Genomic DNA, 24,031 nt, shown 5'->3' on the forward strand with positions numbered 1-24,031 from the left:
TGGGGAAAATCGATTCAATTTTTCGATACTTTGTGCGTCTCACGTCTTCCCACGCAAGCATGGTGGTGGAGCTCCTACTGGGTGATCACGCTTACAGACACCACTCTCAGAGGAAAATGTCGGGCACGAGTTCAGCTGAGGGATCCACCGCGTATCGGTCATAGTCGGTGATGCCGACCGATGAGAGCACCTGCTCGTCTGTGAGGAACTGCCCGGTGCCCCAGTCCGTCGCTCCGGTGATCAGCGCACTGGCGGCATCAGCAACGATCTCCGGTGTTCTCGCTCCCCGGGCCAGCTTCTCTCCGCCGGGAATGTTCCGCAGAGCTGCCGTCTCGATCAGGGTGGCGGGCCACAAGGAATTGACCGACACCCCAGCCTCGGACAGCTCGGCGGCGAGCCCAAGCGTGGTCATAGACATGGCGTACTTACTCATGGTGTATGCCAGATGCTTGCCGAACCAGGCGGGGTCCAGGTTCAGGGGCGGAGACAGTGTGAGGATCTTCGGCCTCCAGTCCTCCTGGTGCGCACTTGCCCGCAGGTGCGGAATAGCGGCCCTCGACAGGGCGAAGGTGCCGCGAGCGTTAATGTCGTGCATGAGGTCATAGCGCTTCATGTTCTGGTGCTCAGCGGGACTGAGGTCAATGGCCGAGGCGTTGTTGATCACCGCATCGATCCCTCCGAATCGCTCGACTGTGGCTGATACGGCTCGGGAGACGTCGTCGTCGTTCCGAATATCACCGACCACGGCAAGTCCCGTGCCGCCGGCGTCTTCAACGTCCTGCACTGCAGTGTGAACGGTACCCGGAAGTGAGTCATGCGGCTGGTCGGTCTTTGCCACCAGGGCGATGTTCGCGCCCGCTGCGGCGAGCTTGACGGCAATGGCGTGGCCGATGCCGCGGCTGCCGCCGGAGATGAGGACTGTTTTGGACTTCAGAGCATCTGTGGTCATGATCACAGCTTACTCACCAGTAGCAATCATTGTTAACTGTAATGTTGGAAGACCTCAGTTTTTGTAGGGTCCCTACATCCGCAACTGACTGCTCGCTGATTAGACTGACGCAGAGTTTGTGGAACCCGTACAGCACGACGACGAAAGCGCCTGATAGCCCATTATGGACAATTCACCACCCGGTGCCACACGGCCGAAAACCACTGCTGACAAGCTGGCAGACTTTCGCCGTCGTCGGGACCAGACGCTTGCGCCTGCGGGCAAGGAAGCCATCGCAAAACAGCACAACCGCGGCAAGCACACCGCCCGGGAGCGGATCGATATGCTGCTGGATGAGGACTCCTTTGTGGAGTTCGATGCTCTGGCTGTGCACCGCACACACGCTTTCGGCATGGAGAAGAAAAAGCTCCTCGGTGATGGACTGGTCTCTGGCTACGGCACCATCGACGGCCGCATGGTGGCTGTTTATGCGCAAGATTTCGCAGTCTTCGGCGGCTCCCTGAGTGCTGTCAACGGAGAGAAGATCGTCAAAGTCCAGGAGTTCGCCGCACGCAACGGCTGCCCCGTGATTGGGATCAACGACGGCGGCGGTGCCCGCATCCAAGAGGGTGTGGCCTCGCTAGCCATGTTCGCCGACATCTTCCGCAACAACGTGCACTCTTCCGGCGTTATCCCGCAGATCACTCTGATTATGGGACCTGCTGCCGGTGGCGCAGCCTATTCCCCTGCGCTGACGGACTTCGTGATCATGGTGGACAAAACATCCCACATGTTCATCACCGGGCCCGATGTGATCAAGTCAGTCACCGGCGAAGACGTGGATATGGAAGCCCTCGGTGGGGCTCGGTCACACAACGCGACCACCGGCACCGCCACCTACATGGCAGCCGATGAAGAAGACGCCATCGAATTCGCCAAAGAACTGCTGGAGTTCCTCCCCCTCAACAATCTTGCTGAGGCTCCTGTCGAACCCTTTGAGGAGCGGCCTAAGATCGAGGCTGCCGATGAGGCCCTCAACAGTCTGGTCCCTGATTCCGCCTCCGCACCCTACGACATGGCCGAGCTGGTCGAACAGTTGGTCGACGACGGGCACTTCCTCCAGCTGCAGGCACTCTATGCGCCGAACATCATCATCGGTCTGGGGCGCATCGGCGGGCGTTCGGTCGGAGTTGTGGCCAATCAACCCAGCCAGCTGGCCGGGACCCTAGACATCGCTGCCTCAGAGAAGGCGGCACGGTTCGTCCGCTTCTGCGATGCGTTCAATATTCCGATTCTTACGCTGGTGGACGTTCCTGGATTCCTCCCAGGCACCGACCAGGAGTGGGGCGGGATCATCAGGCGCGGAGCCAAACTGCTCTACGCCTATGCGGAGGCCACTGTCCCCAAGATCACGGTGATCACGCGTAAGGCTTTCGGCGGAGCGTACATCGTGATGGGCTCCAAGAAACTCGGTGCGGACATTAACCTGGCCTGGCCCACCGCCCAAATCGGCGTGATGGGCGCCCAAGGGGCAGTGAACATCCTGCACCGGCGTGACTTGATCGGAGTCAGCAAAGAGGGCGGCGACGTCGAGGCACGGCGTCAGGAACTCATTGAAGACTATGAGGCAGCTCTGCTGAACCCGTACCAAGCGGCCGAGCTGGGCTACATCGATGCAGTGATTGAACCTGCGGAGACCCGTTGGCAGATCACCAAGGCGCTGCGGGCCACCTACCACAAACGGGAAACGCCACCTGCCAAGAAGCACGGGAACATCCCACTCTAGCCTCATGACACATCACCAGGAACTGACAACGACGCCGCCTCCGGCCTCCACTGCCAACTCACCTGACAGCGCGCCAGAGTCAGTGGAGCTAACGCTTCCCATTGACGGCGTCGAGCTCAGCGAAGAGGAGTTGGCCGCCGTGGTAGCGGTGCTGGCCACACTGGCCTCCTCGGAACCGCACTTCACGGACGCTGGAGGCACCGGCCCATGGGACCGGACTCTGCAACGCAAGCACCGACTCGACCAAGACCAGCACGGTCTTTGGGGAAGACCAGGAGCGGCATCCTGGAACCACGCCACAGGGGGGCTGCGATGAGCGCAGCACGCACTCGTCCGCCCCGCCTTGTGCTGGCCTCTGCTTCACCGAGCCGCCGAATGATTCTCACCGAGGCCGGGGTGGAATTCGAGGTGGTCATATCCACGGTGGACGAGCCGGCCGTCGTCGCCTCCGCAGTTGAGGCAGGCGGTCCGCTCAGCGCCGCTGAAGAGGCGCTGCTGTTGGCCCGGGCGAAGGCAGAGGATGTGGCCGCCAGCCCCGAAGCTCGAGGGGCACTGGTCCTCGGCTGCGACTCAGTGTTCGAACTTGACGGGACCACCTACGGAAAGCCTTACGAAGTAGAGGTGGCCATTGAACGGTGGAAGCTGATGCGGGGAAACACGGGAACACTGCATACCGGACATTGGCTCGTCGACGCCACCGAAAACCCTAGATCCAAGCAGAGCAGATGGTCGGCACCGGGGCTGGAGTACATTCTCGGTTCGGCTCCGACGGGGGCTACCCGCGAACTCAGCGCAGCCGGAGAGACAGTCTCCACCGATTTGCTCTTCGGCCGTCCGACTGATGAGCAGATCCGCGCCTATGCCGAAACGGGCGAGCCCCTCCATTGCGCGGGCGCATTCACCCTTGAAGGAGGAGCCGCAGAGTTCATTGAGCGGGTGGACGGTGACCGCGAGGCCGTCATCGGAGTCTCCCCAAGTGCTCTCGGGCGGCTACTTGGCACTCTGGGGCTCGAGCTGGACGACTATTCCATCCGCCCCACCGACGGTGGCAAGAAATGACCACGATTCAGGCGGTTTTCAGGCAGAAATATGGGCACAAACACCCATCGAATGCAGAAGTGAAGGGCAAGAGCTGACAATGACCAATTTTTCCAAGGTGCTGATCGCCAACCGAGGCGAAATTGCCGTGCGTATTATTCGCGCTGCCCGTGATGAGGGCCTGTCGACCGTCGCGGTCTACGCGGATCCGGACCGGGAGGCCGTGCATGTGGCTCTTGCTGATCAGGCTTATGCCCTGGGCGGTTCCAGCGCCGCTGACTCCTATCTGGTGTCCGACAAAATCCTCGCCGCTGCGGAGGCTACCGGCGCCGATGCTGTCCACCCCGGGTACGGGTTCCTCTCAGAGAATGCCGAATTCGCCCGCGCGGTCATCGACGCGGGACTGATCTGGATAGGCCCTGGCCCCGAAGCGATCGAACGTCTGGGTGACAAGGTCTCGGCCCGTCAGATCGCGGAGAAGGTAGGTGCCCCCTTGGCTCCGGGCACCAAAGAACCGGTTACCTCCGCCAAGGAAGTGCTGCGTTTTGCTGAAAAGCAGGGGTTGCCAATTGCCATCAAAGCCGCCCATGGTGGCGGCGGACGCGGCATCAAGGTGGTCCGGGAGCATGATGAAATCGTTGAGCTCTACGAATCCGCAGTCCGTGAAGCCACCGCAGCGTTCGGTCGAGGAGAGTGCTTCATCGAGAAGTACTTGGATGCGCCGCGCCACGTGGAGACGCAGTGTTTGGCGGACCAGCACGGCCACGTCGTCGTGGTTTCCACCCGTGACTGCTCACTCCAGCGCCGGAATCAGAAGCTTGTCGAAGAGGCCCCCGCGCCCTTCCTAACCCGGACGCAGAACCGCCAGCTCAACCGGTCCTCCAAAGCCATTCTGAAGGAGGCTGGTTACACCGGAGCAGGAACCTGCGAATTCCTCATCGGAGCCGACGGAACAATCAGCTTCCTTGAGGTCAACACCCGGCTGCAGGTGGAGCACCCAGTGACGGAAGAAGTCGCCGGGGTCGATCTGGTGCGCGAACAGTTCCGGATCGCACGTGGAGAAAAGCTCGGTTATGACGATCCCACTGCGCGTGGCCACAGTTTCGAGTTCAGAATCAACGGGGAGGACGCGGGCCGGAATTTCATGCCGGCACCAGGGCGTCTTGAACGTTTTGACCTGCCCACCGGGCCCGGGGTGCGAGTCGACTCAGGTGTCCGCGCCGGAGAGACGATCTCTGGTGCGTTCGATTCCATGGTTGCGAAGCTGATCGTCACCGGAGCTGACCGCCGCCAAGCGCTCCAGCGAGCCAAACGCGCCCTGCACGAGATGGTTATCGAGGGGATGCCGACGGTTCTGTCCTTCCACCGCAAGGTGGTAGAGGACCCAGCGTTCGCCCCTGAACTTGCTCACCCACGAGCCAGCAAGTTCACCGTCCATACTCGGTGGATCGAGACCGAGTTTCACAACGATATTTCCCCCTTCAACGCCCTGACCGCCCACCCCGACACGGGTGAGGCGGAAGGACGCGAGGAGGTCGTGCTGGAGGTCAACGGCAAGCGGGTTCGCGTCAATGTACCGGCCTCGCTTTCGGCAGGGAAGCTGGTCGGTAGTGGTCAGGCAGGGCCTAAGAAGAAACGGCGAAACCGGTCAGCGGCAGCAGCTGCGGCAAGCGGCGACGACCTTACCTCCCCCATGCAGGGCACAGTGGTGAAAGTGGCGGTCAAGAACGGCACAAAGGTGCAGGAAGGCGACTTGGTTGCTGTGCTGGAGGCGATGAAAATGGAGCAGCCCATCACCGCCCACAAGGCAGGCAAGGTCAAGGGACTCAAGATCGAACCCGGCAGCAGCCTGAAAGCCGGCGAGGTCCTTGCGACCATCCCTGACTAAGCGTCTGCCAAGCATCTGCCGTTAGTGTCGTTGCTATGCGAAAGGCCCTCACTTTAGCGTCAACGTCCTGCCTCATGTTGCTTGGTTGCGCCTCCAACAGTCCCGCCGATGAAGAAGCGGCCATCCCCGATCAGGACACAGCGGCTGACACCTCGGGTACTGAAGATTTCACCACGGAGTTCGAGGCCGTAGAACACGATCATTTCGACGCGCCATGGGCCTTGGAATTCCTGCCTGGTACCGATGATCTTGTGATCACCGAACGCACCGGGGGGCTGATGCTGCGTGATCAGGACTCCGGGGAGACCCGTGAAATCAGTGGCGCGCCTGAGGTCGACTCCGCTGGGCAGGGCGGTATGCATGACGTGATCGCGTCGTCGACCTTCGACGAGGATCAGCTCATCTACCTCAGTTGGGTCCGGTCGGTGAACGGCAGTGCTCAGGGCGTAGTGGGGCGCGCTGAACTGGACCGGGACGACGCCGCCCTGGGAGACATTGACGAAATATGGCAGCAGGATCCCGCGTCAGGCAACGGACACTTTGCGCTGCGGATGTTAGCCGACGAGGACCACCTCTTCATCACCTCCGGAGACCGGCAGGAGCTGGACCCCGCCCAAGATATGGAGTCGAACCTCGGGACTATTCTGCGGCTGACTCTCGACGGTGAGCCCGCACCTGATAATCCGTTCGCCGAGGAAGGTGGCACCGCCGCGGATTTCTACACCGTGGGACACCGCAATCCTCTGGGCATCGCCGCTGATAGCCATGGCAACATCTGGTCTTCGGAGATGGGCCCCGAAGGCGGTGACGAGTTGAACCTGCTGCGCGAGGGCGCCAACTACGGATGGCCGGAGGTGTCTATGGGCACCCATTACGACGGCCGGGAAATCCCTGACCACTCTGGTGATGATGATTTCGAGGCCCCGAGAGCGTATTGGGTTCCAGCCATCTCTCCAGGAAATCTGATGATCTATCAGGGAGATCTGTTCGAAGGGTGGCAGGACAGCGCCCTGCTGGGCGGATTGTCAGGCCAGAATCTGGTGCGTGTGGCACTTGACGAAGAGTCCGCCGATCCGATCCAGGAATGGGACATGGGTGAACGCATCCGGGCAGTGGAAGAAGCTCCCGACGGTGCCATATGGATCGCGACTGATGACGGCGCCTTGATGGAACTTGTTCCCGAGCGTGATTGATCACGTGGAGTCCGCTGCCAGCGCGGTAGCAGAACGCTGGGGCGTTGAAGCGTCAGTCAGCCCCGAAGCCATCACCATCATCGTGGCTGCCGTAGTGGTGCTCACCGCCGTCCCAGGCGTATGGCGCATTGCCCGCCAGGCGTCAACCATCATCCATGAAATGGGGCATGTGCTCGCAGCCCTGATCACGGGCCGCCGGGTCTCCGGCATCAAGCTGCACTCTGACACCTCAGGGGTGACCGTCTCCCGCGGGAGGGCGCAGGGGCCGGGGCTGCTGATTACCTTCTTAGCCGGCTACCCGGCGCCAGGACTTCTGGGTCTGGGCCTCGTGTGGCTTGGGATATCTGGGCATTCAGGCGCCGCGCTGACCCTGTATCAGGTGGTTCTCCTGCTGGCTTTGATGCTCTCCCGGAACGCGGTCGGCATCCTCTCCTGCCTGTTCGCGGTGCTGAGTACCGGTCTGATCTGGTGGCAAAACGACCCTGAGATTGTCGGCTATACGGTTGTCGCACTCGGTGTGTTCTACGCGCTCTCTGGGGTACGCGGAGCACTGGATCTCATCCGTGTTCATCTGAGGCCCCGCACTCGCTCCTCCGGGGTGGTGGCCGGAACTGATGCCTCCCAGGCGGCACAGGCATGGCGAGTGCTGCCGATTCCTGCCGCAGTGTGGCTGTTCCTGTTCCTTGTGATCAGTGTGGCCAGTGCTGGCGGCGTCGTCTGGATGCTCTTCGCGTAACATGTCCGTGCTACGTACACGAACTTACTGAAGGAGCACCAAACGTGAAACGATTATGGGCACTTTACTCCAGCGGCATTCTGCTCCTCACCATGCTTACGGCGTGCGACGGTGACGCTGCTGCTGAGGGCTCCCCCGATGAGACGCAAGCGAACGAGGTACCTGATAGTGGTCCGACCGACAGCGACGAAGGGGTGCCGGAGAAGGAAGAGGACTACGTGGACCAGCTCGACCTCGGGATGAGCGATACGGGGTACATCAGCACCACCACTGGGGAATCAGCGATCACCGTGGAGGCTGTTGAGTTCACCGGATTCTGGGAAATGATCGATGAACACGGTTATTCACCGCATTCGTCGTTCGACCCGGAGGCGGTGGCTATCGTAGACGTGACGCTGGAGAACATCGGTGACACCACGTTCGATGCGGACGACGCGGTCAGCAACCTAGAGTTCAACGACGGTGAATGGATCCGCGAGCACCATAGCGGACAGGGACCTTTCATCTCTGCAGGAGACGCCGATTTCGAGGTGGAGGGCCTGATCGAAGGTGATCTTCAACCGGGAGGCGCTGTTAGCGGAAAGCTCTATTACCCAGTGTTCGACTCCGCTCCCAGCAACTGGGGCGTGACGATGCAAGGGGGAATCGTCGCCTGCTGCGCCACCAATGATCTCAGCTGGACATTCGATGCTGACCCGGGCATCGACACAGCGGCCGATGAAGAGTTCCGCCACTGAGCCGGAGCCCGCTCAGCAAGAGCCCCGCCGTATCCGAGGAAGTCCCACCCGTCTCAGTAATAGACGGCGAGACGTCCGTTGGGCCCGTCGATCACGGTGACGTCGGTGTTGAAGATTTCGGAAAGCACGTGGTCTTGCATCATTTCTGCTGGGGTGCCGTGTTGGACGACCTTCCCGTTCTTCATGGCCAGGATTTTGTCCGAATAGTGGGCCGCAAAGTTGATGTCATGCAGCACGATCACAATAGTGCGGCCAAGTTCATCTGCGGCTCGCCGAAGCTGCTTCATCATCTGCACCGCATGTTGCATGTCCAGATTGTTCAGCGGCTCATCCAGCAGCACATAGTCGGTCTGCTGGGCCAGCACCATGGCCACATAGGCGCGCTGGCGCTGCCCGCCGGAGAGCTGGTCCAGGTATCGGTTCTCGAGGTCAGTCAGGTTGAGGAAGTCGATGGCCTCGGAGATGTAGCGCTCATCACCCAGGGTTAGCCGGCCCCGCGAGTGTGGGTAGCGGCCGAAACTCACCAGCTGCCGAACGGTGAGCCTCGTGACGAAGTGGTTCTCCTGCCGCAGCACAGACAACACGCGTGCAATGGCTTTGGAGGGAGTGTTGACGACGTCGTGGCCAGCGACCGTAATCTGCCCAGAATCGAGATCCAGCAGACGCCCGATCATCGTCAGAATTGTGGACTTCCCCGCACCGTTGGGGCCCACCAGTGCGGTGATGCCCCCGGCCTCGATCTCAGTGGTGACAGGACCGATCTGCACACTGCTGCTGTAGTCCTTCTGGACATCGGTCAGGGTAATCACAGGCGACCCTTTCGGAGAATGAAGTAGAGGAAGACGACGCCTCCGATGAGTTCGACGATGACCGTGACTGCCCCGCCCGCGTCCCAGACGTGCCGGAGGATGAAGTAAGAACCTGAAAGCACGGTATAACCAGCAAGCACACCCAGCGGGAACAGCAGGCGGTGCGAGTACGTGTCGCCGAACTGGTAGGCGAGCATGGCGCACAGGAAACCAAGGAACATCATGGGGCCTACCAATGCCGTGGCAAGTGATATCAGGACAGAGACCAAGGCCAGGATTTTGATGAGTTCGACATTGTGGTTCAGACCAAGATTCTGGGCCGTGGTGCGGCCCAGGGCCATGACATTGAGCCTCGGCGCCCACAGCCAGAACACGACGGCAACCGCCAATGCGATCGGGATGGCGTAGGGCAGGTATTCGGTCCGCGCGTTGGATATGTTCCCGAAGAGCCGGGCGGTGAGCACGTCAAAGGTTGAGGGTTCCAGCAACCGCTGCATGAAGTTGGACAGTGACCCCAGGGTCCCACCGAGCACCACACCGACCAGGAGCATGATGTGCACATTGGAGAATTTGCCGCTGAGCAACCACGTGTAAAGAAGCGTGGCCAGCAGCATCATCGCTATAGTCTGCGCGAAGAACGGACCAACACCGACAAGGGCGTTAACCCCAGCTGCGCCGAAGAGGAACACCGTTCCTGTCTGGATGAGGGTATACAACGAGCCGAATCCCATAATTCCGGGGGTGATGATCCGGTTGTTCACCGCTGTTTGGAAGGCAATGGTGGCGACGGCGTGGCACAGCGCGACCAAGCAGATGGTCAGCAAGGAGTCCCTGCGCATACCGACGATCAGCCACCACCCGTCGGAAAACGGCTCTGTGGGGTTGTTCCACAGCAGAATGCCGGCGGTAAAACTGACAGAGAGGGCCACCATGAGCGCCACCGCCACGATGTAAGCGCGCCGATGCTTACGGTCGGTGAGCGGCCCCGAGTGACGCGGGTCAGGCAGTTCCTCAGCAGTCTTGAACATCACGTAGCCAGACCTCCCTTCCGGCGCTGACGCAGCAGCAGTCCGATGAACACCACTCCTCCGATGACTCCCAGCACCATGGACACCGGGATTTCGAAAGGCGCAATGATGGTCCGACCAATGAGGTCACAGGCAGTCACGAGCGAGATTCCGACAAGACAGACCCAGGGCAGGTTACTGCGCAGATCGTCACCGCGCATCAGCGCGACGATATTGGGGACTACCAGGCCGAGGAAGGGCAAAACCCCCACGACAGTTGCAGTGACGCCGGTGGCGACCGCCACCATGGCGGTTCCCATGAAGAGCACCACGGTGTAGTTGAGCCCTACATTGGTTGCCATATCCTTGCCCAGTCCCGCCACAGTGAACTGGTCAGCCACGATGAACACCAGGATGGTGACTCCGGCAACGATCCACATCAATTCGTAGCGCCCCTGGATGACGCCGGTGAAGGAACCCTGAAACCAGATGCCCAACGTCTGGAGTGAATCAGTGGCCAGCGCCAGGTACGTGGTGAACGAACTGACCACCGCACCGATCATGATCCCAATGATGGGCACTACGAGGCTCGACTTCAGCGATACCCGACGGAGGAATAGGAAGAACACCATAGTTCCGATGAACGCCATAGCAGTCGCAGCAGACATTCTGGCGAATAGGCTCGCTGACGGCGCTAACCAGATCACCAGAATGAGTCCCAAGCCTGCCCACTCTGTGGTCCCTGTGGTGGTGGGTTCGACGAATCTGTTCTGGGTCAGCAGCTGCATGATGACCCCGCACATGGCCATCGAGGCTCCCGCCAGTACGAGTGCTACGGTGCGGGGTACTCGCGTGATGCCGAACATCCAGAAACCGTCCTCTGCGAAGACGTCGAACTGCCCTGTAGTCAGAGAAAGGACCAGCAGCCCTGCGGTAAGGACAATCGCCATGACAAACGCAGGCGTCCAGAGTCTGCGCACTGGTGAGCGACGGTTCTCGACCAGAATGTCGCGGCTAGTATCCGCGAGATTGTGACGAAGGCTGCTGGTCATATCCCCTACTGGGCGCTCTCCAGGGCGTCAGCGAAGTCATTGAGGAACTCCGTGTAGGCCTGAATGTCCTCCGTTAAGTACATGTGCTGAGGCATGTAGACGATCTGGTCCTCTTCGATGGCCGAGACCTGTTGAAGTGCTGGAGACTCAGCGATGAGTTCCTGCGCAGTGGTGTACTCAGGATCATCCGGGTTCATGCCGTCACGGTCCAGCACAAGGATCCAGTCGGGATTAGAGTCGGCGATGGCCTCAACAGAGATGTCGTCACCCTCGTGATCGCTGGACTCGTCTTCAACTTCCAGGGCTGGGACAAGGCCAAACTCCTGGAAGACCGGAGACACGCCGCGCCCCGACTGGGGTCCGGCATAGTTGATGTCTCCTCCGGATGTCACGAGACCCATCACGCTGGACTCACCGTCGTATGCCGCCTCGACACGTTCAGTGGCTTCCTCCAGCGCCTCAGTCAGCTCCTGCGCCTCAGCTTCGGCATCGAAGATCGTCCCCAGAGTCGTGGTGACATCGACCAGACCGGTGAAGAAATCGTCAGCCTCCAGGGCTTCGTCAAACTGGAGAATCGTGCTGTCCTCAGGCATCAGGGATGCCATCTCGTCGTAATATTCCATGTACCGCTGGCCGGTGATGACGAGGTCGGGTTCAGCTGCCACGATGAGTTCAAGGTTGGGCTCGCGGTGAATTCCCGTGTCGAGAATGTCCTCATCTTCGGCGTAGCCGTGGACGCCTTCACGCATAAGCGCTCGGGGTGCAACGGTGAGTTCCACGTCCAGGTCCTCGAGTGTCCGGAACAGGCGGTTGTCGAACGCTCCTACCGAGCCGAGCTCATCAGTGCTGATCTCGTGACTGCCGTGATCATCTTCGATGGTGACTGTGCCGCTGTCGCCATTATCGCTGTTTTCGTCAGCGCTCGCGGCCTCAGCGCCCTCGTTCCCGCCGCATGCTGCGAGTGCCAGTGTGGCGATGGCCGCCACAGAGAGGAGCTGCAGTGCGCGGGGACGCGCATCTGCAAAAGTGGTGTCGAGTGACATTAAAGGGATACCCTCCTGGTGAATATTAAGCTAAGGCTGTCCTAAGCCGATTAGAAACTATCGTGTCGTCTATTGAGGTGCAAGACGTGGTCACTGTGTGTCACGAACGTTTCCACTGCCCTCGGATACCGTGGAGGGGTGCCTGACGCCGCCGAAAATCCCCTGAAACCTGTGCTCACCCGGGATGCCTGGGAACTGCTCAACTCGCTCCCTGCCTATGACCCCAAAACCGCGCAGGAGACCAACCTCACACTCCGAAAGCAGGGGTGGGACGCGGAAACAGCTTCGGCTATTCTCACTCAGCTGCGCCTGCGCCGAGACGCACGGCCTAAGTTCGGACTATTCGCCGATCACCTGCTGCTCACCCAGCAGGGGTTGGAACAGGCTACGCGGCTGCCGGTGGCCGCCCGCCATGCCCGTCGATTCCGCGATGCCGGTCTGTCACACGTGGTGGATATGGGGTGCGGTCTGGGAGCGGACTCGCTAGCTTTCGCCTCTGCCGGGCTCCAGGTCACAGCACTGGAGGCAGATGAGACCACAGCCGCCGCGGCCCTCATGAACTTGAGGCCGTTCCCCGAGGCACAGGTGATCCACACCACCGCTGAACGGTGGGCGGCGGAACACCTCGCAGCCGGAGGAAGCAGCGGCACGGGGATATGGCTGGACCCCGCGCGGCGCACCGAAAGCTCGCGCCTATGGAAACCGGAAGAATTCAGCCCGCCCCTGAGCTTTGTGACCGCGCTAGCTGCCACGGGGATTCCCCTCGGCGCAAAACTGGGCCCCGGCATCCCACATGAGCTCATACCGCCAGAGTGCGAAGCGGAGTGGCTCAGCGTCAACGGAGAGCTTGTAGAAGTCACTCTGTGGTTCAATAACCTGGCCCGGCCCGGCGTACGACGCGCGGCGACGGTGCTGAGCACACCGCTGGAAAAGTCTCTGCCAACGCATGGATACTCATCTGAGACTGAGCCCGGTATGGTAAAGGAGCTGACGTCACCCAACGACTTCGGCCAGGGCGTCACGCTTTCGGCGGCTGGTCCGCCTGGACTGCACGGCATTCTGTGGGAACCTGACCCATCGGTTATCCGTTCGGGATTGGTGGCAGAGCTGTGCGAGCAGGTAGGTGGGCGACTTCTGGACGAACGCATCGCCTACTTCTGCAGTGATGAAGTGGACAACCCCGCACCATCACCGCTGGCGCGGCGATTTCGTGTCACGGAAGTGATTCCCTTCTCCGCTAAGCGACTCAAGCAGTGGTGCGCTGCACACCATGTCACCAGTATCGACATCAAAAAGCGAGGGGTCGATGTGGCGCCCGAGCAGCTTCGGCAGCACATCCTGCCGAAGAAGCCCAAGGGCTCGCCCACACACGTCACGCTCGTCATCACGCGGCTGGGAAGCACGCGGCTGGCTGCGGTGGTAGAGCCCTTGGGCTGATTCAGTGGTGGTCTGGCTCAGCTCTCTTTGGAGGCACCTTTGCGGCGTCGCACAGCGAACCATGCCACCACGGCCGCCCCAGCCAGGGCCACTGACAGCGCAACCCAGAACAGAGGCCCTCCCCACTGACCGTTGTCCGTCTCTGAATCAGGTGAGGCGGCGTCGTCATCAGGCTCTTCGGCGGGAGTCGGATCAGCTGTCTCGGTGCCGGCCTCAGTAGCGTCGGGATCCCCGGGCTGCGCCAGGGTGGCGTCTTCCTGACCTTCAGACAACGGGGCATCGACCTCAAAGACGAATCCCTGCTCTTCGCCGTGGCCGTCAGAGTAGACCACGCGGTATCGGACCTCGTACTCGCCATTCGGCAATGGATCCGGAATATCCGTACGCATTGTCGAACCATCCACCTGTGCAGGCTCTTCGGAAGCCCAATTCTCCTCATCGGAATCGAGAACCAGGATGTCATTGGCGATCGAGTCACCGGTCGTTAGGCCCGCACCTGAAAACTCTAGTACTACCTCATGGGGAGGCTCTTCTAAAACCTGATCCGCCTCCGGGTTGGAAGCAATCAGGGTGTCGTGCGCGTGGGCAGGAGCGGAGGCGGCGGCTCCGAGGGCCACCGCTGCCAGGACCGCGATTCCGAGACGCATCGAAGCTGGTGCCGTGTGTGACATGTGCATGTTGAGGGTGTCCTTTTCGCAAAGTCGATCAAGAGTCGTGTGCGTCTACTTCACAAGTGCAGGTGGACCCCGCAAGCTCCGCGGACCAGATCCTAACCAGGTGTTCGGGACATTTTCTCCGTCTTGGGCGGAGGACATCACCCGTTCTGGGGGGATGTGCGCGACGGGAGCAAGGTCACACAGCGTCAATGCCGGAACGATGCTGAGCAGCTCGACGATGGCATGAGCGAGCGTCTCGCCAAAGCGAAGCAGGCCGAAGGCAGTCAGGGCTGCCAGCAGGTGCGCTGACACCATCGCAGTATCGGTCTGCCCCAATACATTATGAGCTGAGCTCTCACTCAGATGAGGCCAACCGGCGGCTTCAGTCGGGCCACCCGACGGGGGGTTGGTTCCATCTGATGTTGTCCCATGGTGGGCATGTGGACTGCTCGGCAACCCTGAGGAGCCTACAGTCGATGCGGGAAACAGCCCGAAGAGTCCATGCAATATCACCTGGCAGCCCAGCACGGCGCCCGCCAGACGGCCAAGACTCAGCGCCTTTCCGGACAGCCGCACGCAGACGGGAACGCTCACTGCCAGAGCCAAGACCACCACGAGGAGGTGAGGCGAATGGTGCCCAACGGCTGCATGGGCCAGCGCAGCGGACCCCACTGCCACCAGAGCAGCGAGCGCTCCCCGTGTGAGCTGAGCGGGAGCGGAGATCCGCGGTGCGTCTATGACCACAGCTTGATTCTACAGCCTGTAGAAAAGCATCAACCGAGCCCGAGAACCCTGACCAGGGGCGCAGCAAGAGCATATGATTAAGGTGAACCCCACACCGGAACCTCCAGTTAGCTGGTGAACCTAGGAAAGAGGTTGTAATGAACAAGGACGTTCACGCGACACCGACCACCGTCCCTTTCGACTCGCCGGATCGGCACCTCGGAGTCATTGTCGGATTCGACGGCTCGACTTCGAGCATCGCAGCCCTGCACTACGGGGCCAGGGCAGCCCGACGTCGCAACACCGCTCTGACCGTGGTCAGCGCCTATAGCGTCTCCCCCTCCGTCCACTCGCCGCTGGCGGACGTGCCGGATAACCCTGAGTCCGAAGCGAAATACTATGCCGCCGAACGGCTCTTGGATGAGGCACGTCAATACCTCCGTGACTATTCAGGGGACGCCTCATTCAGGGCTGAGTCCGGTGATGCCACGGGCATTCTGGTTGGCCTATCACCGTCGGCTCAGCTGGCTGTCGTCGGCGCACGAGGCAGAGGAGGGTTTCTCGGCCGAATAATCGGCTCTGTGGCCGAAGCGTTGCCAGGATACGCCGAGTGCCCCACAGTGGTGGTGCCTCAGCAGTATCAGGCTGAAGGGGGATCGGGTGACGGAGAGTTCTCTCCCGTCCAAACTGATACCCCTGTGGTGGTCGGTGTGGACAAATCTCGCGAGAGCCGGGCAGCTCTCTTGCAAGCGGCGCAGGCGGCTGAAGACCGCGAAACTTCGCTGGAGGTCACTATGGCCTTGCCTTTGCCTGGGACGCTCCTGTGGTATCCGGAGCTGAAGGACAGCGAACTTCTCGAACGGCGCAGAACGGAGCTGGAGAAGTTCCTTGAGCAGGAAAAGCAGTGGCTGAAGCAGTACTTCCCAGCCTTGAACGTCACAGTCTCGCTGATCGCCGGAGAACCAGCCGCAGTGTTGAGCGAAGCGAGTGGCTCTGCCCAGCTGACCGTGCTGGGGACCCATGGACGTGGTGGCTTTTCCAGCGCGATGCTTGGTTCTGTCTCCCGCGGCGTCCTGCATAAGGCTCACGGGCCGGTCATGGTGGTGCCGTTTGTTGACGATCCGCGCTTGGAGGACTCCTCAGATCTGGACGCCGATCTGTGAGCTTCGGTGCTGGCGATCGCGGCGCCGTCTGAGCAGCCACGTCAGTGCTGTCAGATGAGGAAACTCCAGCAGCATACCGAGAACAATGGCGGCCAGCAGCGCTGGCTGCTCACCAAATGCCAGGGCCGTGATCGCTAGCATCAGCGGTGCATTCCGCGCCGATGCAGTGAATGTCAGCAATGAGTAGTTGCCATAGTCGAGCTTCAGCCCACGCGATATCAGTTCGATCAGGACGTAGGTCACTAGGAAGAAACAGAAGACCGCCAACAGAACTTGTCCGAACTCTGTTGGGGCTAGGATGTACTCCCGTCCGTAGGCAGCAAAGAGAGCAAAGATCATCCCGGCCAGCACCCAAGGCACAGGTTGGCCGGCTTTGGCGCGGAAGGCCTCAGCCTTACCCTGATCTGCCACAAGAGTCAGTCCGAGGCGGAGCGCTGCCGCGATACCTACTGGTATGCCTACCCCGTAGAGCAGTGCCGGGCCGAGGACTACCAGGACTGAGCCGAGCGAATCACCGGTGAACAGGCTGATCCAGAGCGGGTATAGCGCTATTTGGATCAGCAGGTTGATTGGGATGAGTGCCGCGCCAAGAGCAGCGTTTCCTCTGGTGACTCGGATGAAGCCCAAAAACCAGTCTGTGCACGGGAACAGTAGGTAGATGAGCACACCCAAACGCAGCATGGAATCGCCCGGGACTGTCACTGCGGTGAGCCCAAAGGCGAGGATGGGAATGATGAGGAAGTTCATTCCCATCACGGCGCTAAGAGTCCGCGGCGCTCTGATCAGATGTCCCGCTCCTTTGAACCGAATATCCAAAAATAACAACGTCACCAAAGCAATGATGATGTAATCAACGACCTCACCGAAGAGTCTCGGCGCTCCCGGCACGAAGGCGGCCGCGACTAATCCAGCTAGCATCGCGGCGCTGAAGAGCAGTACCGCAAATCCCGGGCGAGCCATGCGGCTCGGCACATCATGAGACGTCACAGGGACCCTCTCCGATAGGCCTGCTCAACATGCGCAGTTGGCACCGCATGCGCCGATGTCCTCGGCCCACATTCCTGCTTCCCGCCAGGCGCCAAGGTTTTCTGTGTCTTTGCCCAGCCGTTCGCCAATCACATGGGCGATTTGGGCGTAGCGCTGCCGGAACTTGTAGATGAAGCAGAAATGTTTCGAACCGTGGCGCAGAGCCGCACCGGAGAGGAACAGTCCTTCAAAGATGGTCGACTCATCGTTTTCGTCCACTAGCGGCCAGCCGTCTTCACGATGTTCGAAGAGCCCGCTCACCGGGCCAAGTCCTGGCCCGAATCCCGTCGCTGCAATCGGTGGCGCACTGGTTTTGAGCTTTTGCCCGTCGTCTAGCTCAATGACGTAACTGTCGCCGGCCCTCGTGATCTTTGCGGCATGGCTGGAGTGGAGTCTCAACTTGCCACTGGCCTGGGCATTTCTGAGCCGCATGCGAGTTCGCGGCGCCAATTCGAACGACGGATCTGAACTTTGGGGATCTTCCCATGGAGACGATCCGTCCACCACTGTGACCTTGGCTGCGCCCTGCGCAATGTGATGACAGGCGATGTCGATACCAGATTCGTAACCTCCGACAATCACGGCGTGGTCGGCTCTCTTCTGCCAGGCTTCCCTCTGGGCGGAATGCGTGAGTAGGTCACCACCGGGAACGGCCGGGAGATCCTTTTGGTGGAACTCACCTCCGGCCCAAACAACGGTGCGGGCCCGGAGAGTTTGCTGCGTGGTGCCGATGACGAAGATGTCATCTTCTCCGCGCGTGACTGCGGTAACCTCCACCTCGTTGACGACCGGTATTTCAAAGATCTTGGCTACGCTCCGCAGGTAGGTGGCGTACTGCTTACCTGTCGGGTAGTCCACGCCCAGACTGTAGGCGGGCGAGGTCAGGGGGTGAATCGAATTGAGGTCGGTGGCGCCGTAACCATTAGCAGGAAACGATGGCGTCAGGAATCTCTGATGTTCTGGCCAGTCGGCGAACGTCTGCCCGATGCGTCCCCGGTCCATTACCCCGTAGCGAAGGTCATCCACCACATCGAGGGCCAGGGCTGTGCCGATGCCCGCAGGCCCAGCTCCGATAACAAGTGTGTCGAGTATGTGCATTCTCCTCACCCTACACTTTATTGCGATCTATTCTCAATTGCATTAGATTGGCCGTATGGCTGTCGAGACACCTAGATCTGCCCTGTGAATGGGGACACGTACACCGATGAATACGAACGCATCGGCGAGTTTCACGATCTGTTCGTCCCTCCGCGTGCCTTGGCTAGATTGGGCCCGCCCCTGAAGGCGCTCTTTGGAGACTTGCCTGGTACTGCCACAGTGCTCGATATCGGAGCGGGGACTGGCCTCAGTTGTCGCACAATTGCCGAGTACACCTCTGCTCAGATTGTTGCTATTGAGCCATCGCTGACCATGCGAAGCGCGCTCTTGGCACGCATTGGCGACGATGCCGCATTGAAGCACCGGGTGAGCGTGTTGGCCGAACCGGTACCCGCCGCACTAAACATGATTGATCATCAGATCGAAGGGTTTGTCTGCTCTGCAATGCTCGGTCACCTGAGTGCCGGTGCCCGAACTGACATGCTGCGCAGTTTGGGAAACATGCTGAGCGTTGAGGGTGCCGGTCTCCTCACTGTTCCCGTGGAGCGTCCCCCGTTGCAGAGTGGAATGCGAGAAGACAACGTTCGTATCGGCGCGCATGAGTACATTGCTCGCTACTACGCCTCCCCCGATGGGGAGCAGAATCGCACCGAGTATGAAGTTCGCTGCAATGGAGAGACGCTGCGCAGAGTCAGCGCGGAGTCAAACTGGCGGACACCAGATCAGCGGGATGTGCTTCAGGAAGCCGAGCAGGCCGGACTGACCCTGCACTCGTATTCGGACAGTATCGCCGTAGTGAGGAAACCCACTCCATGACTACACCCAACTCCCTGATTTTTCCCTTCACTGCCGTCCTTGGACAGGAGGAGCTCAAGAACTGCCTCATTCTTACTGCAGTGGATCCGAGTATTTCCGGCGTACTGGCTTTGGGTGACCGCGGCACAGCAAAAACCACGATAATCCGCGCCCTGGGGCAGCTCCTCACCAACCACGGGCTGGGCATGCCGGTGGTTGAACTTCCTCTCGGCTCAAGCGAAGACCGTGTACTGGGCACAATGGATCTGCAGAAGGCCCTCAACGGCGATGTAGCCTTCGCGCCAGGGATTCTTAGCCGAGCACATGGAGGTTTCCTGTACATCGACGAAGTCAACCTCCTAGACGATTTTCTCGTCGACGTCCTCTTGGATGTCTCCGCTTCCGGAGTGAACCGGGTGGAGCGGGACGGTATCAGCCATACTCATGCGGCACGCTTCGTTCTTGTGGGAAGCGGAAATCCGGAGGAAGGCGATCTGCGGCCTCAACTGAAAGACCGCTTTGGCTTGGCCACTGAAGTCCGCACGATCCGTGAAGCTGCGGTCCGAGCTGAAATCGCTCGTCGCCGAATGCTCTTCGATGACGACGAGCCGAGCTTTTTTCACCAGTGGTCTGAGCGTGAAGAACAAGTCGCTCAGCGCATCTTGGCAGCGCGGACCCATCTTCACAGCGTTCACACACCACCTCATGTGCTGCAACAGATCGTGGAGGTGTGCGTCGAGTCAGGGGCGGTCGGTCACCGTGCGGAGGTGGTTCTTGCACGCACAGCCCGGGCGATCGCAGCTCTGGCCGGAAGGGAGGAAGTCACCCGCAGTGATGTGATCTTCGCCGCCGTTCCTGCTCTTCAGCACAGAATGGCTGATGGACCTGGCACACGGGGTGCCAGCGCGTCGTCGCAGGTGAAGCTCACGGCAGCTCGGGTACTGGGACTGCGCGCGGCGTGACCTTTCCTACCGCATTGTCACCATGGTTGGCTCCCGAACGATTCACGATGTGGGGCCCGCAGGGCCAGGCTCGGTCCTCGGACGGTCACCACCTTCAGGCTTTGGCCTGGGACGCTGCGACAATCCCTCCGAGACTGTGCGTGATCGAAGCTGACCTGGGCGACGACGCCTCATCGGAGGAGGGCCCGGACCCCTCGGAGCAGCCCGCGGACAGTGCGAATGATGCCGCCGCAGAGGGCTCGGACAACGCGGGGGTTGAATCAACGGAAGATGAACCTCCGGAGGATGACACAACTGAGTCTGAAGCCACGGACTCTGAGACTGTTGCGGCTCAGACTCTTGAAGAAACGGACTCTGACCAGGACGATTCGCAGAGCGACGCCTCAAACTCTGGCTCCGAAACTGGCGACCCCTCGGCCGATGCGGAGCGGTCTATTGCCGTGGGAAAGCTGAATGCGTCAGCGGATCGGCTGGAGCTGACACTTGGAGAGGAAGGATCCGCCCCCGCGGAAGTCTCCGGCCTGATGGCGGTGTTAGAGCAGCACCGAAGTGAGGGAGCCTGTCATCGACACCTCCGGGGACGGGCAGGCATCCAGGCACTGAGCGTGCAGCGCGGGAGGAAGGTCGGAGAGACAGTGGCAGTGACCGGTGTGCCTGTTTCAATACCGGCCACCATTCGCAGAGCGACGCGACGTCACGGGTCTTCGGGGGTCCTGGGACAGATCCAATTGCAGGATTCAGATTTGCAGGGGGCGCGACGCCGCCGGCCGTCTGGTGCCCATACGGTGGTGCTGGTTGACGGGTCTTCCTCTTTGGGCCAGGAGGGGCTATCGGCCACCTCACGCGCAGTGGATCACACAGTTGGTCACGTTGCATCACGGCGAGGGGTGGTCTCGGTGGTTATTGCTGCCGGGAGTGCTGCCCGAACGCTGGTCGAGCGCGGCAGCAGTCCGGCACGAGCGCGGCGGGCTCTGCACCGGGTCTCAGTGGGGGGCGGGACCCCGCTGGCACACGGTGTGGGCCTCGCCTTGGAGCTCTTGAGGGCGGATGATCCAGGTCAGCGGCGGCTGCTGATGATCACTGACGGACACCCGACAGTTGGGCTCAGCGGCGCACACACACCGTTGGATGAAGCCTGGGAAGAACTGTCTCAACTTTTGGAGCGTGCAGTGGAATTCTGTGAAGACGTGTCCGTCCTGCCCGTCGGCATTTACTCTGATCGCGTCTTGACTAGGAACATGGGGCCCTTCCACGCAGCCGGGGTGGGCGTGGGCTCTCTGCTGGTCTGAATTCTTCAGCAAGGCCCAAGACTGTTGTCATCCGAAGTACGTGTAGTGATTAGCGCGCTCTGCGACCTGGTGGTTGTAATCGGCTGAAGGGTTGTATGCGAGGACCGCGTCGATCCAATCTTCCTCATTTGTCATGTCACCCCAGGAGCACAGGTAAACAGCTGCGGAGAGCGCGGCGTCCTCAATGTTGTTAATGTCGGCGGTGCCATCACCGCTCCCGTCTTGACCGAATTCTTGCCAGGTGGAAGGCAGGAACTGCATCGGGCCTACGGCCCTGTCGTATTCGTCATCGCCGTCTATCTCTCCACTGTCGGTGTCTAAGACTTCTGCGACGTCGTCGGACCCGTCCAGTCTCGGTCCGATTATTGTCGGGTGCACAGTGCCGTCCTCCCGGAGCCTCGCCCCACCGTAGCTCCCGTGCTGGGTTTCCACGTAGCCAATAGCTGCCAATGTGTTCCAGCCCAGACCGCAGCTTTCGAAGGTCTCGTTGACTGAAAGTGTGGCTCCGGCGTAGGCGGCCAAAGCTGTTTCCGGGATATGGGACCCTCCGGAGACGTCCGTCACCCACTCGGGATCTACTAGGGCGCTGACACCGGCGTTCTCGTCCGGCTCTTCGGCCCGGTCGGGATCAGCGCCGCCGACATTCTCCGGCATAGTCGGGACGATAACTGACGACGCGGGGTCTTCTTCAGGCTCGTTGGCACCAAATTGGCTGGCGCCCAATCCGGCACCGAGTGTGACGAGCCCCGCTGCCATGAGCACGCTTGTCACTGTTGGCAACACCCATCGCCCAGCGGACTTCTTCTGACGCGGCTGCTGGTCGATGGGCTCGTAGTCATTCAGCGGCGCGGACCCTATGGTGCCGTGATCACCGTCGAGTAGGTCATCGAAGCTGGCCGAAGGCTCGCCAGTTTCTGGGAATTCCTCCGTGTGGCGGTGCTCAGGGGGAGTGGTCATCTTTGGGCATCTCTTGATGTGGTGGATTGCAGGTCATATCGGCGGCGTCGTGATCTCGACGCAGCGGTGATCACGACTGCCAGGAACAGCAGCGCGAAAAGGACAGTGGAGGCCCACAACACGCGGGTGGTCCAGGTGGTGCCTTGCTCGTCGTTGACGCGCTGCTCGGCACGGAAGTAAGAGTCGGTGCTGGGCCCACGCCAAGACTCTTCTAGTGCTTGTTCGCCTGTGGAGTCACCCACGGCAAATCGAAGCTGTTGCGTGTCAGAGAATTCGGACCCATCTTTCAGATCGGCACGTGCCGTGACCTGGACGAGGTAGATTCCAGGATCAGTGAAAACCCAATTCAGCGGAGTTTCCCCGCCAAGATCAAGCCAATGCGACTGCGGCATGGAATCGCGGGAGTTCCATAGGGGCTCTGGCTCTCCAAAGCGTCCTCCGGTCTGTGTATACACGTGGAGCGTGCCGGGTCCTTGTACCCCTGTGAGAGCGACTGCCAAACCATTGTCGAGACTGCTCATTGCTTCGGGAGCAATCGCAGAAATGCTCAAAGTGGGAGTGGGGTTGCTGGTAGCTTCTGGAATAACCCACACGTGATCGCCGGGTGCCGCAAGCAAAAAGTCATAGTGCTGGGAATCTGGGACACGCATTTCCGCGTCTGAATTGACCTCTATCGCGGTGCTTTCCGGACGTCGCCAGGTACCAGAGGACAGCGTCGAAGAGTCGGCCTCCGTCAACATGAGTTGCCACTGGTTATCGGTGAACACGGGGCCAAGAGTGGTGTCACCGACATCGTAAATATATTGCCCGCCTGCTATGGAAGATACGTCTAGGCTTGTGTGCTGGTGGGTGTGGAACTCCGCCGAGGAGCCGCAGCCAACAAGTGCCATGATGAACACTGCGGCTACGGCTCCCAGAATGACTCGGAAGTCCTGTTTGCGGGGCGTCATTCAGCCTCGCCGCGCCTCCTAAGTAACAGGATCATGCTGCCAAGACCAGCGCTGAGCACTAGAATTCCCGCCGCAATCAAGAGCCTGTTGTCAAGCCCGGTCTCCGCTAAAGGCGCCCCACTTCCCTTCGCACCTGACTGGTCAGGAGAACCTCCGGCTGCGGAATCATCGCTAGTGCTTCCCCGGGTACCGGACTGTTCGGCGGCGGTTAATTCATCAGTATCGTCGGTCTCCTCACCATCTTCGGGACTTGGGGAGGCCCCATTCTCGCCTACGGGTCCGGAACCAGTGCCGGTTCCCGAGCCCGAGTCTTGCCCGTTATCCCCCGGCCCCTGCCCCTCGGCTGGTTCTACGAGTTCTATGGGAGTCCAGCCAATGATGCTCCCATTGTCCTGGTACACCGCTAGCCGATGTTCGCCGAGGAACTCGTCATCGCTAGGCAAGGTCGCAGCCACCTCGCCGTTGGCGTCCACTGTGTCTGATCCGAGGTTCAGGGGATCAGAGAAGAGGTAGAGACGAGCTTCCTCCGAGCGGTAGGAGTCGCCGACTTCAACAGTGATCTGCTCTCCCAGTTCGGCCGATCGTGGTGCTTCGATCAGCCCTCGAGTTTCTTCGGTCAAGTCATCTGCTGAAGGTCCTGCCGGACTCGGGGACGGCTCGCCAGTTGGGCTCGGAGAGGAAGTCTCTGTTGGCTCAGGATCCGGCTCATCAGTCGGGCTCGGCGACACAGTCTCCGTCGGCTCAGGATCCGGCTCATC

23 protein-coding genes and 1 pseudogene are annotated in these 24,031 nt (G+C 60.6%); 12 read left to right on the forward strand and 12 right to left on the reverse strand.

Annotation, left to right across the window (positions count from 1 at the left end; all coding sequences use genetic code 11):
* Positions 1-106: 106 nt before the first annotated feature.
* Positions 107-949, reverse strand: a complete 843-nt coding sequence (locus FH975_RS06505) for an SDR family oxidoreductase (protein WP_162320564.1) — start codon at positions 947-949, stop codon at positions 107-109.
* A 163-nt stretch (positions 950-1,112) separates the two neighbouring features.
* On the opposite strand from FH975_RS06505, the gene FH975_RS06510 reads away from it, so the two are divergent.
* From FH975_RS06510 to FH975_RS06540, 7 genes are all read left to right on the forward strand, one after another.
* Positions 1,113-2,714, forward strand: a complete 1,602-nt coding sequence (locus FH975_RS06510) for an acyl-CoA carboxylase subunit beta (protein ID WP_162320565.1) — start codon at positions 1,113-1,115, stop codon at positions 2,712-2,714.
* A gap of 4 nt (positions 2,715-2,718) precedes the next feature.
* Positions 2,719-3,030: a hypothetical protein gene (locus tag FH975_RS06515; protein WP_153078086.1), complete on the forward strand. Its 312-nt coding sequence runs from the start codon at positions 2,719-2,721 to the stop codon at positions 3,028-3,030.
* Positions 3,027-3,773, forward strand: a complete 747-nt coding sequence (locus tag FH975_RS06520) for a Maf family protein (RefSeq protein ID WP_153078085.1) — start codon at positions 3,027-3,029, stop codon at positions 3,771-3,773. The genes FH975_RS06515 and FH975_RS06520 overlap by 4 nt, the downstream gene beginning before the upstream one ends.
* A gap of 79 nt (positions 3,774-3,852) precedes the next feature.
* Positions 3,853-5,640 carry an acetyl/propionyl/methylcrotonyl-CoA carboxylase subunit alpha gene (locus tag FH975_RS06525; RefSeq protein WP_162320566.1) on the forward strand — a complete coding sequence of 596 codons (1,788 nt, stop codon included), beginning with the start codon at positions 3,853-3,855 and terminating at the stop codon, positions 5,638-5,640.
* A 35-nt stretch (positions 5,641-5,675) separates the two neighbouring features.
* Positions 5,676-6,833: a PQQ-dependent sugar dehydrogenase gene (locus tag FH975_RS06530; RefSeq protein WP_162320567.1), complete on the forward strand. Its 1,158-nt coding sequence runs from the start codon at positions 5,676-5,678 to the stop codon at positions 6,831-6,833.
* The gene (locus FH975_RS06535) at positions 6,826-7,569 is read left to right on the forward strand and encodes a M50 family metallopeptidase (RefSeq protein ID WP_162320568.1); all 744 of its coding nucleotides are present in this window, start codon (positions 6,826-6,828) and stop codon (positions 7,567-7,569) included. The genes FH975_RS06530 and FH975_RS06535 overlap by 8 nt, the downstream gene beginning before the upstream one ends.
* A gap of 44 nt (positions 7,570-7,613) precedes the next feature.
* A complete protein-coding gene (locus FH975_RS06540; protein WP_162320569.1) occupies positions 7,614-8,306 on the forward strand; it encodes a DUF4352 domain-containing protein in 693 nt (230 codons plus the stop codon).
* A gap of 53 nt (positions 8,307-8,359) precedes the next feature.
* Here the strand turns inward: FH975_RS06540 and FH975_RS06545 are convergent, their stop codons facing one another.
* Genes FH975_RS06545 through FH975_RS06560 form a run of 4 tightly spaced genes read right to left on the reverse strand, consistent with a single transcriptional unit; the run spans position 8,360 to position 12,217 of the window.
* Positions 8,360-9,115 (reverse strand): iron ABC transporter ATP-binding protein, encoded by a 756-nt coding sequence (locus FH975_RS06545; RefSeq protein ID WP_162320570.1) that lies wholly within the window; start codon positions 9,113-9,115, stop codon positions 8,360-8,362.
* Positions 9,112-10,143 (reverse strand): iron chelate uptake ABC transporter family permease subunit, encoded by a 1,032-nt coding sequence (locus FH975_RS06550; protein ID WP_162320649.1) that lies wholly within the window; start codon positions 10,141-10,143, stop codon positions 9,112-9,114. The genes FH975_RS06545 and FH975_RS06550 overlap by 4 nt, the downstream gene beginning before the upstream one ends.
* Positions 10,143-11,174, reverse strand: coding sequence for an ABC transporter permease (locus FH975_RS06555; RefSeq protein ID WP_162320571.1), 1,032 nt, complete (start codon positions 11,172-11,174; stop codon positions 10,143-10,145). Before FH975_RS06555 ends, FH975_RS06550 begins: the two co-directional genes overlap by 1 nt.
* A 5-nt stretch (positions 11,175-11,179) precedes the next feature.
* Positions 11,180-12,217: a siderophore ABC transporter substrate-binding protein gene (locus FH975_RS06560; protein WP_162320572.1), complete on the reverse strand. Its 1,038-nt coding sequence runs from the start codon at positions 12,215-12,217 to the stop codon at positions 11,180-11,182.
* A 138-nt stretch (positions 12,218-12,355) separates the two neighbouring features.
* Between FH975_RS06560 and FH975_RS06565 the strand changes: the two genes are divergently transcribed.
* The gene (locus FH975_RS06565; protein ID WP_162320573.1) at positions 12,356-13,654 is read left to right on the forward strand and encodes a class I SAM-dependent methyltransferase; all 1,299 of its coding nucleotides are present in this window, start codon (positions 12,356-12,358) and stop codon (positions 13,652-13,654) included.
* Between the two features lie 17 nt (positions 13,655-13,671).
* Here FH975_RS06565 and FH975_RS06570 read toward each other — a convergent pair whose 3' ends face one another.
* Together FH975_RS06570 and FH975_RS06575 are read right to left on the reverse strand one after the other, a co-directional pair.
* A complete protein-coding gene (locus FH975_RS06570) occupies positions 13,672-14,331 on the reverse strand; it encodes a copper resistance CopC family protein (RefSeq protein WP_162320574.1) in 660 nt (219 codons plus the stop codon).
* A 45-nt stretch (positions 14,332-14,376) separates the two neighbouring features.
* Positions 14,377-15,054, reverse strand: a complete 678-nt coding sequence (locus FH975_RS06575) for a hypothetical protein (RefSeq protein ID WP_162320575.1) — start codon at positions 15,052-15,054, stop codon at positions 14,377-14,379.
* 137 nt (positions 15,055-15,191) lie between these two features.
* Here FH975_RS06575 and FH975_RS06580 point away from each other — a divergent pair, with 137 nt between their 5' ends.
* Complete coding sequence (locus FH975_RS06580; protein WP_162320576.1) at positions 15,192-16,196, forward strand: universal stress protein; 1,005 nt, start codon at positions 15,192-15,194, stop codon at positions 16,194-16,196.
* Here FH975_RS06580 and FH975_RS06585 read toward each other — a convergent pair.
* Entirely contained in the window at positions 16,173-17,183 is a 1,011-nt protein-coding gene (locus tag FH975_RS06585; protein WP_162320577.1) for an arsenic resistance protein, read from the reverse strand. The genes FH975_RS06580 and FH975_RS06585 overlap by 24 nt on opposite strands.
* Positions 17,184-17,207: 24 nt before the next feature.
* Positions 17,208-18,320, reverse strand: a complete 1,113-nt coding sequence (locus FH975_RS06590) for an NAD(P)/FAD-dependent oxidoreductase (protein WP_162320578.1) — start codon at positions 18,318-18,320, stop codon at positions 17,208-17,210.
* Between the two features lie 84 nt (positions 18,321-18,404).
* Here FH975_RS06590 and FH975_RS06595 point away from each other — a divergent pair, with 84 nt between their 5' ends.
* From FH975_RS06595 to FH975_RS16905, 3 genes are read left to right on the forward strand one after another with little or no spacing between them, the layout of a single operon-like run.
* Entirely contained in the window at positions 18,405-19,136 is a 732-nt protein-coding gene (locus FH975_RS06595) for a class I SAM-dependent methyltransferase (protein WP_162320579.1), read from the forward strand.
* Positions 19,133-20,077 (forward strand): ATP-binding protein, encoded by a 945-nt coding sequence (locus FH975_RS06600; protein ID WP_162320580.1) that lies wholly within the window; start codon positions 19,133-19,135, stop codon positions 20,075-20,077. The genes FH975_RS06595 and FH975_RS06600 overlap by 4 nt, the downstream gene beginning before the upstream one ends.
* The gene (locus tag FH975_RS16905; RefSeq protein ID WP_162320581.1) at positions 20,074-21,366 is read left to right on the forward strand and encodes a VWA domain-containing protein; all 1,293 of its coding nucleotides are present in this window, start codon (positions 20,074-20,076) and stop codon (positions 21,364-21,366) included. The genes FH975_RS06600 and FH975_RS16905 overlap by 4 nt, the downstream gene beginning before the upstream one ends.
* Positions 21,367-21,393: 27 nt before the next feature.
* Here FH975_RS16905 and FH975_RS06610 read toward each other — a convergent pair whose 3' ends face one another.
* The 3 genes and pseudogenes from FH975_RS06610 to FH975_RS06620 all read right to left on the reverse strand — a co-directional run.
* Positions 21,394-22,323 (reverse strand): lytic transglycosylase domain-containing protein, encoded by a 930-nt coding sequence (locus tag FH975_RS06610; protein WP_202923037.1) that lies wholly within the window; start codon positions 22,321-22,323, stop codon positions 21,394-21,396.
* Entirely contained in the window at positions 22,320-23,273 is a 954-nt protein-coding gene (locus tag FH975_RS06615) for a choice-of-anchor M domain-containing protein (RefSeq protein WP_162320582.1), read from the reverse strand. The genes FH975_RS06610 and FH975_RS06615 overlap by 4 nt, the downstream gene beginning before the upstream one ends.
* Positions 23,270-24,031: pseudogene (locus tag FH975_RS06620) on the reverse strand (hypothetical protein); the annotation flags it as partial. The gene FH975_RS06615 and the pseudogene FH975_RS06620, both read right to left, overlap by 4 nt.

This window comes from Nesterenkonia haasae, assembly GCF_010119385.1.
In the GTDB taxonomy this organism is placed as follows: Bacteria; Actinomycetota; Actinomycetes; order Actinomycetales; family Micrococcaceae; genus Nesterenkonia; species Nesterenkonia haasae.

Coding starts and splice junctions, on each gene's coding strand:
- FH975_RS06505 (WP_162320564.1), bottom strand. CDS start 949: ATGACCACAGATGCTCTGAAGTCCAAAACAGTCCTCATCTCCGGCGGC.
- FH975_RS06510 (WP_162320565.1), top strand. CDS start 1,113: ATGGACAATTCACCACCCGGTGCCACACGGCCGAAAACCACTGCTGAC.
- FH975_RS06515 (WP_153078086.1), top strand. CDS start 2,719: ATGACACATCACCAGGAACTGACAACGACGCCGCCTCCGGCCTCCACT.
- FH975_RS06520 (WP_153078085.1), top strand. CDS start 3,027: ATGAGCGCAGCACGCACTCGTCCGCCCCGCCTTGTGCTGGCCTCTGCT.
- FH975_RS06525 (WP_162320566.1), top strand. CDS start 3,853: ATGACCAATTTTTCCAAGGTGCTGATCGCCAACCGAGGCGAAATTGCC.
- FH975_RS06530 (WP_162320567.1), top strand. CDS start 5,676: ATGCGAAAGGCCCTCACTTTAGCGTCAACGTCCTGCCTCATGTTGCTT.
- FH975_RS06550 (WP_162320649.1), bottom strand. CDS start 10,143: ATGTTCAAGACTGCTGAGGAACTGCCTGACCCGCGTCACTCGGGGCCG.
- FH975_RS06555 (WP_162320571.1), bottom strand. CDS start 11,174: ATGACCAGCAGCCTTCGTCACAATCTCGCGGATACTAGCCGCGACATT.
- FH975_RS06560 (WP_162320572.1), bottom strand. CDS start 12,217: ATGTCACTCGACACCACTTTTGCAGATGCGCGTCCCCGCGCACTGCAG.
- FH975_RS06570 (WP_162320574.1), bottom strand. CDS start 14,331: ATGCACATGTCACACACGGCACCAGCTTCGATGCGTCTCGGAATCGCG.
- FH975_RS06580 (WP_162320576.1), top strand. CDS start 15,192: ATGAACAAGGACGTTCACGCGACACCGACCACCGTCCCTTTCGACTCG.
- FH975_RS06590 (WP_162320578.1), bottom strand. CDS start 18,320: ATGCACATACTCGACACACTTGTTATCGGAGCTGGGCCTGCGGGCATC.
- FH975_RS06600 (WP_162320580.1), top strand. CDS start 19,133: ATGACTACACCCAACTCCCTGATTTTTCCCTTCACTGCCGTCCTTGGA.
- FH975_RS06610 (WP_202923037.1), bottom strand. CDS start 22,323: ATGACCACTCCCCCTGAGCACCGCCACACGGAGGAATTCCCAGAAACT.
- FH975_RS06615 (WP_162320582.1), bottom strand. CDS start 23,273: ATGACGCCCCGCAAACAGGACTTCCGAGTCATTCTGGGAGCCGTAGCC.